General features: G+C 43.6%; 10 protein-coding genes. All 10 read right to left on the bottom strand.

The annotated features are described in order from the left end of the window. Positions 1-53 precede the first annotated feature (53 nt). The 10 genes from G6N79_RS14975 to G6N79_RS14930 all read right to left on the bottom strand — a co-directional run bounded on the left by G6N79_RS14975 (position 54) and on the right by G6N79_RS14930 (position 13,686). Entirely contained in the window at positions 54-653 is a 600-nt protein-coding gene (locus G6N79_RS14975) for an RNA polymerase sigma factor (protein WP_103906013.1), read from the bottom strand. 210 nt (positions 654-863) lie between these two features. Beyond that, the gene (locus tag G6N79_RS14970; RefSeq protein ID WP_103906012.1) at positions 864-1,400 is read right to left on the bottom strand and encodes a hypothetical protein; all 537 of its coding nucleotides are present in this window, start codon (positions 1,398-1,400) and stop codon (positions 864-866) included. Between the two features lie 207 nt (positions 1,401-1,607). After that, positions 1,608-3,164 carry a hypothetical protein gene (locus tag G6N79_RS14965; protein WP_146060606.1) on the bottom strand — a complete coding sequence of 519 codons (1,557 nt, stop codon included), beginning with the start codon at positions 3,162-3,164 and terminating at the stop codon, positions 1,608-1,610. Positions 3,165-3,184: 20 nt separating this feature from the next. Then, positions 3,185-4,642, bottom strand: coding sequence for a DUF4302 domain-containing protein (locus G6N79_RS14960; protein WP_103906010.1), 1,458 nt, complete (start codon positions 4,640-4,642; stop codon positions 3,185-3,187). An 11-nt stretch (positions 4,643-4,653) separates the two neighbouring features. Then, positions 4,654-5,553: a substrate import-associated zinc metallohydrolase lipoprotein gene (locus G6N79_RS14955; protein WP_103906009.1), complete on the bottom strand. Its 900-nt coding sequence runs from the start codon at positions 5,551-5,553 to the stop codon at positions 4,654-4,656. A 14-nt stretch (positions 5,554-5,567) separates the two neighbouring features. Next, on the bottom strand, positions 5,568-7,031 hold the full coding sequence (locus G6N79_RS14950; protein WP_103906008.1) for a RagB/SusD family nutrient uptake outer membrane protein: 1,464 nt from the start codon (positions 7,029-7,031) through the stop codon (positions 5,568-5,570). Between the two features lie 12 nt (positions 7,032-7,043). Beyond that, the gene (locus G6N79_RS14945; protein ID WP_103906007.1) at positions 7,044-10,718 is read right to left on the bottom strand and encodes a SusC/RagA family TonB-linked outer membrane protein; all 3,675 of its coding nucleotides are present in this window, start codon (positions 10,716-10,718) and stop codon (positions 7,044-7,046) included. A gap of 143 nt (positions 10,719-10,861) precedes the next feature. Then, on the bottom strand, positions 10,862-12,097 hold the full coding sequence (locus G6N79_RS14940) for a FecR family protein (RefSeq protein WP_103906006.1): 1,236 nt from the start codon (positions 12,095-12,097) through the stop codon (positions 10,862-10,864). A 78-nt stretch (positions 12,098-12,175) separates the two neighbouring features. Further along, positions 12,176-12,751 (bottom strand): RNA polymerase sigma factor, encoded by a 576-nt coding sequence (locus tag G6N79_RS14935; protein ID WP_164527217.1) that lies wholly within the window; start codon positions 12,749-12,751, stop codon positions 12,176-12,178. Positions 12,752-13,014: 263 nt separating this feature from the next. Next, complete coding sequence (locus tag G6N79_RS14930) at positions 13,015-13,686, bottom strand: DUF6624 domain-containing protein (protein ID WP_103906004.1); 672 nt, start codon at positions 13,684-13,686, stop codon at positions 13,015-13,017. Positions 13,687-13,810 lie beyond the last annotated feature (124 nt).

Below are 13,810 nucleotides of genomic sequence, written 5' to 3'. Positions count from 1 at the left end.
CATGATATAGAATATACTTTTGTAGAGGACTACTATTGCCGGTGCAATTTTTTTTAAAATAATTTGAGAATGATCAAAATCATGATCGAGGTTTGGAAATTTTGGTCCGCGAGGGATTTGCGGATATCTTTCAGTGCAGATGTCAGCGTATTATAGACTGTGTTTGTGGAAATATGGAGCTTAGAAGCAATTTCAGATGCTGTCAGGCCCTCTTCACGGCTCAGGAGGTATATCGTACGTCTTTTCTCCGGCATGTTCTGGATCGCTTCATTCACGATTTTCTTGATTTCAAACAGCTCCATAAAACGAGGCTGTTCCATGGTCGGCAGTAGTTCCTGGTCGTAACGGGATTTCAATCGGTCAACTTTCACTTTTTGGTGTGCTTCTTTACGCAGGAGTGTCAGGCTCTCGGTACTGACAACTTTGAACAACCAGGATTCAAAATCTTGGATTTCTCCCAATCGGTCGCGGTTTAACCACACCCTTAAAAATGCCTCTTGCAGTATATCGGACGGATTGGCCTTGTTTGTGGAATTGAAGCGTGACAGGAAACGGTAAAGCTTAGCGTGGTATCTGCGATACAACTCAGCAAAAGCTTTTTCGTCGCCATTTTGTATGGCCAACAACAGTTCCGGTACCTCAATATTTCTCATGCTTAAATGCACTAGGCGGAGTGCTTATAACAAAATATATTATAGTTATATGTATGATACTTTTCTTTGTGCAAATTAGGGATAATATTCTGTCTTTAGGGAAAGTTTTGCTAGATTTTAGGTAAATATTAGCTAGATATGACGGTAAAAGCAAAAACGCCATATTCTGGAAAAGAATATGGCGCTTCAGCCTAAGTGTCTTGTTTTCCGTTAAAACTTATAACCGAAACTGACATGTGGCCAGTAGGGGATGAAATTGCCTGTGAAAAAGACAGGGCTAAATCCCGCTCGAAAGGAAAAACCACTGTTAATGGGTTGCCTACGGTAGCCAAAAGTTAGATTACCGAGAACATTTTGGCTTTTTCCCCTGTAGACAAGCACCTCATTCGTTTCATCGTAATCGTCAGCATGTCTACTTCTTTCATTTTTAATGGATAGAAAGGTAGCACCAGCACCCAATTCAAAATAGTGACCGTTATTACCAAGCAGGTAATTAATATTAACTGGCAAGGTAAAGATTCCGTCATGGTCCAGGGCAAAGTAACTTGCGCCGATTCGTCCGCCGATTCCATCATTTCTTTTGTTGAACCGGGTATCGTAGTTAAAGGACATAATCAGGCCGGAACCTAAACCTTCAAAATAGAATGCTTGACCTCTTTTCTGGGGTTCCAAGGAGTCGTTCTTTTGGGCATGCCCGCCAAAGGTGAATAGCAATCCGGATAATGCGAGTAGAAATTTTAATTTCATATAAAATAATTAGTTAATAATGGATGATTATTTATTGCAATAAGTTAGCGAATATCTGATTTTTAACTGAATTAACTTGTTTTTGCACTTAAATTTAATTCATTTAATTTAAGTACGATGAATAAATAAAAAATGCTACACAGCAATAAAAAATCCGGAGGAAAATTCCTCCGGATTGGAATTACTAAAAACAAAATGAAACTTACTTTACTTCTTTAGGAAACTTTCCCCAAAAAATACATCGCCGGTTTTCTGGCTGTGCATTCTTATCCGAGGAAGAACATCATCTGCTGATTTTGGTTGATAATCGATATGCACTACAGCTTCATCGAATGGTTTAATGAATTCATAGAATTCTGGCCATACGTCGACCAGGTTCTGTGTCGTTGGTTCTACCATCTTAAAGGATTTCGGATTGTCAAAACCAAAGTATTCGTAATAGGTCTTTGAACCATGTGGATAAGCAACACCAACCAAATTATTAGCATAGGTGATGGAATCCGTCCGCCTCCCATCCGAAAGCTTAAAGTGGAAAGTTGGAGCAATACCAATATGGTAATCAAGTACGAATACGCCCAGATCATAAAAGCTGGACGGTGTATTGACCTCGAATGAAGTCACCTTCATCGGTGCATTGACACTGTTGATTTTAGCAACCAATTTCAATAGATTGGTTTTCATTGCCGGTGACCAATCTTTCGTATAGTTAGGGTCTGTATTCACTTTATTCAGATCGACCTTGAAATCTTTAACGATCGATAATTTCTGAAGAATTTCATAGATAATTTTCTGTTTATTCCCTGCTGATTCCAGATAGTACTGTCTTGTCAGATATTGTGAATTTAAGAAGGTTGCCATTTCTGTAAAGGAGTAGAATGGAAGCTTTCCTGATTTTGTAGCCATGGATTGGGATGATGTGCCTTGTTGCAACCAAGCGGTATAGGCTGTTCTATCGGAATTCCATACCAAACCTTTCAATACCAATTCAGGTGTGAGGTTCACATTGTTGTTGAATTGCAGGGTGTCTCCAAGATCCGATGTCGAATAAGTAATTCCTGCATGAACGGGAGGTTCATAGCCATCGACGCCGACAATGTAATCCATGAAGTCCGTTGAATTGGAATAGAACACCCAAACACTGGAGTTGAATGGATCCACCACCATCTGTACTGGTTTACCCTTGTAATCAAATGCAATAAAAGGTGTTTCATGATATACTTTTTCCTGATCATCGTAATCCTTTACAATACCATTATTCAAGATATGTTGCGCACTGGGACTTTTCGGGTCAAGGATCCTTGCGGTCAATCGATCGCCATATTGGATGCCTTCCAACTCAAAGGATCCTTCCGAAGCGGTGACAAAGGCGTAGGAGTGGTCTGCACCACGCGTCAGTTCTTGGCCCAAGTCGCTGATGATGGCCCCAAAGAGCGACGCTTCAGTAAAGTCTACCGTTGCTGTTACTGGCGATGTCCCGAAGGAAACATTCAGCGCTGCAGGATTGGCAAACTGACGGGATTTTCCCAACATCGAAAACTTACCGCCCTTGTTGATCAGGTAAAATTTTGAAACGGCTTCATTATGTATTGGGCGCAGGGTCAATTCAATCACTTCCGCTTTTAAGAGGGGGTCAATATACTTGGCCTGCAGCAAGCTGTCCGTTACGGTGTGACTTTTTTCGATTTCAAAGTTTTCGAACTCGTTTTTATTGCAGCCCGTTAGTACCGATAGGGTTAACAGGGCTATAGCTATAAGTTGTTTCATCTTAATTTCCTTATTTATCATTAATATGGTTGCCCTTCAAACAACACATTTCCAGTTCGCTTGTCATAGAAGGCAATCAAGAGTTCCTTATTGGTCTTGGTGTATTTTAAGGAGTATTGCCCGTCAATCAGCGAGTTCTTGAACGCATTTTTCAGATTCGGTAACTGTGCCGCATACACAAACTGTGGACCTTCGTAGTACATGGTAAATACTTCATCCTGGTTATAGGTGTAGCGGTACTGGTACGGGAATGTGAAGCGGTCATAGAAATCATCCGATGTCCTGTAAGATGCGCCCGGAGCATTCGGACGATCGGGATCATAGAATCCGAAGTTAATGTTCAGCAAGAACCTCCGTTGTGCGGCCTTAAATTGAACAGTGACATCGTAAAAGCGGATCTGTGCAGAAATAACACCAAGGATAATCCCCAAATCGGCACCAGCGGTTTCTCCAAGGAAATATTGAACCTGTGTCCGGTGTGGCCAATCCAAGGTTTCCGCTTTATAGCCTGTAATCCAACGCGTATTGTCATAAGGAATACGGATGGTGGAGTAGGCGCCTGTTCTGTACATTTTGAAGGCTGGGATTATTGGAAACTCCCTTTCTTCAACTGGCACGATCGTTCCTTTGGTATCCTTGGCTACTAGCTTACCATTCTCCAGGAAAATTTCCGAAACCATGATGCCATCCGAATTAAACGGCTTGTTCAACAGAATGCTGTTCGTGCCATTGTAGGCAATTCCCGTTCGGTGGATGTAAACCGAATCTTCACTGACGTCTTTTGCAAACACTATCTGTCTTTGGTCCAGTGATAGGGTCATTACGCTTAGGTTATTTCCAGTCTTAACGTGCAAACCAACTTTACCATCAACGGCTTTTGCAAACTTAGCTTTGATATCCTCGTATTGGAACTGGTTGAGCAAAGCATTGCTTTCCTGTTCGGAGGCACGGATCATAATCGCATCTGTTGCCTGTAAATTCCCTTTCAGGTAAATCGTATCTTGGTTGGCGCTGGTCTTTAAGATGGAATACTCAAAATCCAAACGGTTTCCCCAGCCTAATTTCTCACCACCATTGACCATGGAATTCGGATCCGCGATATGGTGGATGTAAGAGTATGTCGAAAAAGATAGGGTAGATAACGAGGTGAATTTGATGGTGTATTTGCTCTCGCTTACCTTTCCGCCCATCTCGCTATCAAAGTCGCTGACCATGGTCACGCGCTGATCCTTCTCCGCAAATTTCATCATAAAGGAGAAGCCTCCCTTGTTGGAAGGGAACTCAGCAATATTAGGGTAGGCGAGGAATTTCCAACCTGCCTTGCTGCTGGTGAGAAGGGAGTCATACTTCTGGAAATTGGCATCGATCTTCTCGGTAGCATAATTTCTCAGATCCCCGGACTCCTTCTCACAACTCCCCAAAAATAGGAGGGCAGCTGCAGCAACATATATAGTGTTAATTAGTGATTTCGTTTTCATAATTCCTGGTTTTATCCCTGGTTTTCAATGTAGTTGTATATGCTCGCTTGCACATCCGCTTGCAGTTGACGGAAATCCATATTCCATTTTTCCTTGAAATATTCGATAACCAACTGCTCCTTCACGCGAAGTCTGTTCTTTCCAGCTTCCGATGACCCTTTAACCAGGTTGTCGTAAGCGGTTTGCCCGTAGACCAACAGATAGGATATCGTTTCCACAAAGTCCTCATCCGCAGATGCCATGGCGTAATTCCGTACAAAGCCTAGATTATAGGCCTGCTTGTCGGTATAGTTGTGCCAAGTGGTCGTATAATATTCCGGGTTAACATACTTGAAAGCTGGCGCATAGACACGCGTCTGGTGCAAGATATGCGCGGTTTCGTGCTGAACCGTATGGTTCGAGGATTGAACGAACAATTTAGTCTTGGCATATTTGTTCACATCCATCAGGGTAATCTTGTTCGCACCTTCTGCCTGACCCAAAACCACCGTCCCGTCATCATTATATTGTCCACTGCCCACAAGCACCCATAGCTTCGGAACGATCTTCTTCACAAAGGCGCTATCGCTGTTTTTGATGTACGGTTCGATCATGCATTGTTTTACCAATTCCATGGTCGGAATGACGAACTCTTCCTTTGCAGGAGTCGTGTTCTTCATAAAATCGACCTCAAAGGGATCATATTGATATTTCACCGTCACATTAAATGGATCTGTCAAATTTTTCTTAATCCAGCTGTCAATCGTTGGATTCCCTGCAGGTTTATATCCACCCAAGTTTGGGATTGGCTCGGAAGGGATGGCGTCTTCCTTCGTACAGCCACTCAGCACCATGAAGGCAAGCATGACACATGCCACTGTTTTCATGACCTGCAGATTTGTTGCTATGTAATTATGTTTCTTTTTCATCATTCAAGGTCTTAAGGTTATCTTGGATTTTGCTCTATACCACTCATTTGCACTTCCAAAGGAATCTGAAGAATCCGACGTGGATCATTTGCTCCCACGGTGATTCCCTGTGCATTTTCAACCACATTGTGGTGAACAGGAATACGGTGCCTGATCATGTCCAACCAGCGCATGCCTTCAAAGGCAAATTCACGACGTTTGAAGTCCAATAGGGCGTTAATGTAGTAATCCCGCTTGCTGGAATTTGTTAACGTCTTGAACTGCGCTTCCAGGTTCCATTCATATAGATCTGCAGGAGCGTTTGGCCGGTCATGCACCAATTTCTTGCTCAGGTAAAGTTTGAACAGCTCAAAAGCTCTGGCGAAATCACCCGTCTCAATGCACGCTTCGGCGTAATTGAAGAGCACTTCATCCGCAGTCAGCAGGATAGCAATGTTATAGATTTGCTCCTGATAGATGTATTCCCTGAATTTCGGAATGTTGTAAAAATTCTCCTGGCCATACAGGTTCCAGGCATAGTCTGCTGCCGTAACGGGCGGAGTCTTCCACATAAATGCTGTTGCAAAAGCACCGTTAGCACCGTATCTGAACGATGGGTAGGTGTGGATTTGTGAAGGCGCAGTCGCCATCAGGAAATTCGTAGGTTGCGTACGTGAAGACCAAGTCTCTGCCAGAACCAGGTAGGGTAGTGGTCTGTAGGATACCACATCACGGATACTTGATGTAATCAATACATCGTTCGGAAATACCAATTTCGAATACTTGATTACGTTTGCATAATCTTTTTTGAAAAGGTAAAAACGAGTTGCGAAGGCATAGGCCGAACGTTTGTTGAAGTGGTAGGCGGAAGCGTCGGAATTGGCTCCGGATTGATCACCGATCAATGCTAGACCCTCTTCAAGATCCGCTTGGATATTATCGTACATGGACTTCACCGTTCCGCGGCTATATTTTTTCAATACCACGTCTTCTACTTCCTTAACATAGGGGATTCCAGGATTTGTCTCCGGGCTCACATCGCCATACGGTCTTGCGAAGAACACACTCAGCATGAAATGTGCATATGCCCGACACAATAGGGCTTCACCTTTATAGGGTAATAGGTCCCGTGTGTTCCCTGCATTTTCGATGTAGGCTAAGGTCTGATTTGCAGCAGCAATCGCCTTATAACATGCTGCCCAATAGAAGTCCGGTGAATCCGGGCCGTTGCTCAGGATATTCTCTTGGAATAAATACACATCACGGTTGACCGGGTTAACCAAGGATCCACCGAATGGTCCCTTGTCGGAGAAGTTGTCGCTCATACTCTCCGAGATCATTACATACGATGCCTGCGGATAGGCCGTAGCAAGAAGCTCACGTGCCGCATTCGCCGAATTCAACTCCGCACGGTTATCTGGATCCACCTCCAGGTATTTGTTACATCCCGTTAATACAAACAGGGAAAGGATGCCTACTTTATATATATGTTTAAATTTCATGATTTCAATTGGTTAGAAGCCTAATTTTAATGAAAAGGTATAGTCACGGGAAAGTGGTAAAGCCACACCACCGGACGCAAAGAATTCAGGATCTTGGCCATTCAAGCGGTCATCGGCATAGATTAACCAGATGTTGTTCCCCACTAAACTGACAGAAGCATTCTGGAACTTGATGCCCTGAACCCATTTGCTTGGTAAGTTATAGCTCAGGCGAACCTGCTTCAAGCGAATGAAACCTCCATCGGCAACACGGGGATCCGAAAAGTTGTAAGCACTGTTCGGGTATTGACCCGCTAACAATTGTGCTTCTCGTTTTCCTAGGATGGATGGCACTTCATTATCAGAATTTAGAACCCAACGGTTTACGAAATCCCATGATAGCGCATTAAGATCAGTGTAGTTGTCGAAAAACGCTGGGTTCATTCTGATTTTATTACCCATAGATCCCGTAATTAACAAATTTAGCTGAAGGTTCTTGTAGGAAACAATATGGTTAAAGCCTCCCGAGAGGGTAGGATCTATCGGTCCATCATATACCAGGTTGCTAATAAAAGGAGAGTTCATGTAGACATTATTGCCAATGACGCCATCTTGATTAACAAATACTGGTGCTCCGTTCACTGGATTTAGGCCGATGTATTTCACCGAGAACAATCCACGTTGTGGGTAACCTTGTAATGGGCCACCATTCGGAGAGGATAGGGTATTGATCGTTGGGTTACCGCGTAGGTCCTCAATGTTCGATACGTTGTATCCGAAATTCAGGGAAGTGTGGTATCTCCAATCGTCATTCTTCACTACGGTTGCACCAACGGTAACCTCAAGACCTTTCGCCGTTAAGTTGGCGTAGTTTGCTGTCTTGATGGTCTCACCACCGATGGATGATGTTCTCAACTCACCGATCAGGTCGAAACTCTTGTGGTCGTAATAGTCAACGGTCAAAGTGTATCGGCCATTTAAAAAGGACATGTCCGTACCGATATTCCATTTGTACATTTTCTCCCAAGTCAATTCAGTGTTCGCCAGGCGCTCGATGTTCATGATCGGTTCGTTTTCGGTAATGTATGGGCGTGGAGCCAATGAATTACGCAATACCAATCCGGAGTTTTTCGCAATACCGATACTTGCTACCAAACCGTAGCTTGTACGTAGCTTTAAGCTGGAAAGAACATCCTGATTGTCGAACCATGGCTCGCCATCCACGTTCCAGGATGCTGACACGTTCCAGGTCGGTAACCAACGGCCAATCTTGCTCTTACCCATCGCATTGGTACCATCATAACGTACCGTACCGCCCACGTTGATCTTATCCTTGTAGGAATAGGTACCCGTTCCTGCGAATGCTAGATAGCGTTCTCTGGTCGGTTGTACATCGTAATAGGTCTCCCCACGGGAAGCGAAATATTCAAAAATGGTCGGATCGATATTCGGAACACCACCACGTTCATATTGATAACCAACACCGCGGTATTCCGAGTTTGTCCGCTCCACATAGCGTAATTCCTGGAATGCGAATAGATCCAAACGGTGGTCATCACCAAACTTACTGTTGTAATTCAGGGAATTACGGAAGGTGTAGTTGTCCATATCAACGGTGTTCCGGTTCCGGAATCCACCATACGGTAGAACGGAAATCGGTTGAGCTTCCGCATTGTTATAGATGCGGAATAAATACGGGTTGATGGCCGCGATGGTCGAGTTCTCGCCCGCTGGATCATAAATCGTTCCGGCGCGATATGCTCTTGGCATATTGGAGTTCTCCATGATCATGTGATCCTGCGATGTTTTCACATAGCGGTAAGCAGCATCTAAGGAATACGTTAAGGATGGTAGGATCTTGTAGCGTAATTCTCCCTGCAATTTAAAATCCGTGGACTTGATGTCCATGTAGTTGTTGTCCAATTCTTCAAGGATATTGAACGGTGCAAAGTTGTTGCGTACGTAGAAGTAGCTTCCATCTTCGTTATAAATTGGCGTTGTACGGCTGGTGTTCAAGGCATAGGTGAATGGGTTGATATCAAATTCACGGTTGAAACCACCTTGCTCTTTGGTTGAGCGCTGCAATGTACCTGGCGCATTCTGGTCGCGGATATAGGCATTCGCCAAAAATCCATACGTTAATTTATCATTCGGTTTGAATGTTGTTCTTAAGTTGGCTGTAAGCCTTCTTGCTTCGTTTCCTTTTGCCCAACCTGCATCTTCCAGGATACTCGCCGAAGCATAAGTTTGGATTTTCTCGCTACCACCACTTAGGGATAGGGCGTGTTCATGACGCAAAGAGTTGTTGAATAAGGCATCGAACCAATTCGTGTTGATGCGTGCAAAGCGGTCCAAGTATTTAGCCTTTGCATCCGGATCATTGGTCAGATTGAAACCTCCAGTGTCTTCGTTGTAACCCAATTCTTTTGCCATGGTTCCATAGACACCATAGCGAGGTTGCAACAGCACGTTTGTATAGGTCAGCCAACCTTTCATATCCATCTCATTGAAGATTTTCATCTGGTTGTAGGAATCCAGGATATCGAACGAGTTGTAACTTGGTTTCAGGGAAGTTGTAAAGTTTCCGGTGTATGAAGTAACCAATTTACCGGCTTTACCCTTTTTGGTGGTGATTACCACCACACCGTTCATCGCACGCGCACCGTAAAGTGAAGTTGCCGCCGCATCTTTAAGGATCTCGAAGGTTTCGATGTCATCCGGGTTGATACCGGCAACAGCGGACCCCAATAGGGTACTCGGGTCACCCGTGGAAAGCTGCTCGTTGGAGATGTTGACCACATCTTCCAATACGATACCATCCACTACCCATAAAGGTTTATTTTCCCCTGTGATGGACGTAGCACCACGGACACGGATCTTAGGTGCCGCACCGAATGTTCCCGATACGTTCTGCACGGTTACCCCGGCCACTTGACCTTCCAACATTCTACTGACATCGGCAACACCATCCCTGCGGATATCCTCAGCCTTCAACGTGGTGGATGCACCTGTAAATGTCCGTTTACGGATGGTCTGGTAACCAGTGATAACTACCTCATCGATGTTCTCATCGGAAGACGATAGTGTGACGTTCAATGGTGTTCCCCGATAGGTCACCTCCCGGGTTTGATAGCCCACATTGGTGAACTGCAACACAGGTTGAGCCGATGATACGCGCAAGCTGAACTGTCCGCTGCCGTTTGTCGCGGCCCGGTTGTTGGTCCCTTTCTCGCGGACAGTTACCCCTTCCAAGGGACCGTTGTTCCCACGTACAGTACCCGTTGCCACGGTCTGTGCGGCAGCTGGCGCTGTAGACCCGGAATTTGATCTTGCAGGTACCAAGGTGATGATGTTATTCTGGATCGTATAGGTAATCGGCTGGTTTTTGAAAACCTCTTCCAAAGCTTTTGAAAGGGTGGCATTTCGCAGGTCTACCGTTACGGCCTTTGCATTCCTGAAATACGATTCATTTGCCAGAATATTGCACTCCGACTGTTTCTGGATTTCGTTCAAAACAGATTTTAGGCTCGCATTCCGCACCGATAGGGTAATCTCCTGCCCAAAGATGGCCGCAAAAGACTGTAGGTTAACACATAAAAAGGTCAGAAAGAAAAACTTCAAACGAAGCAATCTGACAAACCTTTTCTTTCGCGGTTTGCCAATTCCCTGACATGCAAATTGATCAGCATCAATTTTCTTGGCTATCATAATTTAAAAATTTGGTTCAAATGCTCAAAATCCGGTTTGGTTGGATCCGAATGGTTAAGCCTTAAAAGTTAGTAGTTCTGGTTATTTTGGTTATCTATATCCAAATGGTATAGACAAGGTATTGTTCATAATTTGAAGGTGGATTAAGGATTCACATAAATCCTCCTTTCCTTCGTTGTAAATTTCAAGCCTGTATTGGAGGAAATAACTTTCAACAATTGGTCTAAAGGCACATCGCGGGAAACATTTCCGAAAATGTATTGTTGCGGAAGTTCAGTTGTGCTGAAGGTGAAGGATACACCGTACCAGCGCTCGATATCCTTCAGGACCGTATAAAGGTGGCTATTGCGGTAAATGAACCTGTTGGTTTTCCATCCCGTAACCACATCCGTTTCTACGGAGCGTTTGTTCAAGTTGTTGTTGCTAAAGGTGGCCTGCTCTCCTGGGTTCAGGATCACGAATTCATTCGGATCAGTTGAACGCTTGTCACTCACTTTCACTTTCCCTTCCACCAGGGTGGTCAACTGCTCTTTTTCATCCGGATACACCCGAACATTGAAGTGGGTCCCCAAAACTTCAACAACCTGATTCTCCGTCACTACCCGAAAAGGAGCCTTAGGATTTTTCTCCACCTCAAAGTAGCCTTCGCCTGTTAAATTCACCTCTCTTGCGGTAGCCGCAAATTTTGTTGGGAACTTCAGGGAGGAGCGGCTGCTCAGGAATACCTTGGAGCCATCAGGAAGTACGAAGGAGCTGAATCCACCTGTTGAGGTCTGAACAGTACTGTATTGTAACACTTCAGAAATCGATTCATTGGCCTTTACGGCTTCAATTTTCAGTTCATCGTTGGCATTCTTGACCACCTTGAAATTCTCGTCGGCAAATAGCACGCCATCGATATGGTCCTTGATGATAATTTCCTTGCCATTCGGAAGCGTGATGACCGATTCATCTTGCGCAGGAAGGATTTCCTCCTGGGCCAATGCTTCAGGTTGCGCTGTTTCGCGGTTATAGAAATGAAAACCTATACCGAATACCAAAATGAACACGGCTGCTATCGCTGCCCACTTCCCATAATTAAAAAAACGATTTTCTCTTTTTAGCGGTATAATAGGGGTGCCATTATTGGCAATTGCCTCCTGTTCCAGGCGATTCCATATCTGGTTAAGTTTCGCTTCATGGTCCGCTCCGGAAGGAAAGGATGGCGTTAGATCTTGTGCGTTAGTAGGGGTAGTGCCTTGAATTTGCTGAAAAGCCTCATCAAGGTCTTTCGCTGAAAGCTGGTTCATGAGCAAAAAGAATTCTTGGAATTCATTCTTGCTGATGGTATTCTGAACATACTTGTGCAATAACTCTGTAAATACAGCTTTCTGTGACATAATCTAGTTTTGGTTATTTCTTCTATTACGTTAGCCAGATATAAAACACACTAGTCTAAAATGAAAAAAAATCAAAAACTAAATTAAACCATTGATAATGAATAGGATAAAAAACAGTTGGTTGCTGTTGTTCGTAAGAATTTCGCGAACCGACTTCACGGCGGCAGTTAAATGGTTGGAAACTGTGGCAGGGGATAGCTGCAGGATTTCCGCTGCTTCGGCATAGCTGTGCCCTTCCATTTTTATCAGGCGAAAAACGCGCTGTTGTTGCTGCGGTAATTGGTCGATTACTGCTTCAATGATTTTCTTTTTCTCTTTAATAATATATTCCTCTTCCACGGATAGGCTGTGGATAATACTATTGTTCCATAGTTCCTCTTGCTTCTTCAAATCCTTCGCTACCTTTCGCAGATAATCGATCGAAAGGTTATTCGCAATCTGGTATAGAAAAGCTTGAAATGATTTTTCTTGGTCAATTTCCTGTCTGTTGTGCCAAATTTTGATGAATGTCATCTGAAGGATATCAAATGATTGCTCCTCATCTTTGGTGATCGAATGGATATGGCGAAGCAATGGTTTTGAGAAGTGCTTGTACACTTGCTCAAAAGCACGTACATCCCCATTGATCAAACCCAAAATTTGAGTATTCAACATGGACAAGTCTGACGGCATTTTAATAATAGTTGGGCTTAATATTGCTTTAAAAATAGAAATATTTTCATGGGTTTACGTGGGAATTTGCCTAAAAATGAAAAAAAAGTAGTGTTTTCTCAGAAAAACTTTTGTAGATGATTGAAATATTAATGCAATTACGGTAAAATAGCATGAATGACAATAAATATTTATGTAACGATTCTCAGGTAAATTTTCCTTCTGAACTGACGGAATGTAATATTTTTTTCTTCTAGAATATGCTATTATTTCCTCGAACTGATTGATTTTAAAAAGGCCTCTGATTTTGCTAAATCGGCACGGTAATCTGCGATTGTCCAATTTGGTAGGTAGTCCTTCATAGGGGGCAAACCTCGGGATTTCCGGAAGTCATCCAGCTGATCAACGTCCTCAACGGGATAGAGGATGTTTTTTCCACTAGCTTCATCCGTTCTGAATTGACTGCCATATTGCTGTGGTCTGCCCTCACGAATAGCCATGCGATCTTCCAGAATGGCGACATTGCTGGAGAGCATTTTCCCTTCCTGTTCCGCTTTCAGAATGAGTGGATAATATTTCTTTTGGATGGAAAGATCCGCATGTTGAATAACCAGAAACATACTCTGCACACCTTGAATACCCACCACTTCCGGACCCAACCACCCGTGTTTATCGATGAATTTTACCATAAAATCAATATTCGATAGGTCCTTCTTTTTTGCAACTTCCACCATGGCCAATAACGAGTCCCGAGAAACGCCCGCTTGCTGCGCCTGAACGATCTGCATGCGCGTGTCCTGGTCTTCCTTATAAATCGAATCCAGTTGGGCAACCAATCTTTTATTTAAATTGTTGGGGTCAAAGGTATAGGAAGTGACTTGAGCAGAGCTGGTTCCGCAAAAGAGGGCTAAAACAACGAGTAAAAGTGTGATTTTCATGGTTTATAGTGCTTGATAATGGTTAAAGGTACATATTAATCGCAGGGAATGTGAAGGGAATGAACCATAAAATTTGTTAAATAAATCTGGTGCCAAAAAGAAGCTGTAATGATTACCTTTGGCT

The sequence above is a fragment of the Sphingobacterium lactis genome, from assembly GCF_011046555.1.
Taxonomy (GTDB): domain Bacteria; phylum Bacteroidota; class Bacteroidia; order Sphingobacteriales; family Sphingobacteriaceae; genus Sphingobacterium; species Sphingobacterium lactis.
Note: the sequence above shows the minus strand (reverse complement) of the source record. Positions and strands in the feature narration are given on the sequence as shown.

Excerpts from the sequence above, each read along its gene's own strand:
- G6N79_RS14950 (WP_103906008.1), bottom strand. The coding sequence starts at position 7,031 with ATGAAATTTAAACATATATATAAAGTAGGCATCCTTTCCCTGTTTGTA.
- G6N79_RS14975 (WP_103906013.1), bottom strand. The coding sequence starts at position 653 with ATGAGAAATATTGAGGTACCGGAACTGTTGTTGGCCATACAAAATGGC.
- G6N79_RS14965 (WP_146060606.1), bottom strand. The coding sequence starts at position 3,164 with ATGAAACAACTTATAGCTATAGCCCTGTTAACCCTATCGGTACTAACG.
- G6N79_RS14940 (WP_103906006.1), bottom strand. The coding sequence starts at position 12,097 with ATGTCACAGAAAGCTGTATTTACAGAGTTATTGCACAAGTATGTTCAG.
- G6N79_RS14945 (WP_103906007.1), bottom strand. The coding sequence starts at position 10,718 with ATGATAGCCAAGAAAATTGATGCTGATCAATTTGCATGTCAGGGAATT.
- G6N79_RS14960 (WP_103906010.1), bottom strand. The coding sequence starts at position 4,642 with ATGAAAACGAAATCACTAATTAACACTATATATGTTGCTGCAGCTGCC.
- G6N79_RS14930 (WP_103906004.1), bottom strand. The coding sequence starts at position 13,686 with ATGAAAATCACACTTTTACTCGTTGTTTTAGCCCTCTTTTGCGGAACC.
- G6N79_RS14955 (WP_103906009.1), bottom strand. The coding sequence starts at position 5,553 with ATGATGAAAAAGAAACATAATTACATAGCAACAAATCTGCAGGTCATG.
- G6N79_RS14970 (WP_103906012.1), bottom strand. The coding sequence starts at position 1,400 with ATGAAATTAAAATTTCTACTCGCATTATCCGGATTGCTATTCACCTTT.
- G6N79_RS14935 (WP_164527217.1), bottom strand. The coding sequence starts at position 12,751 with ATGTTGAATACTCAAATTTTGGGTTTGATCAATGGGGATGTACGTGCT.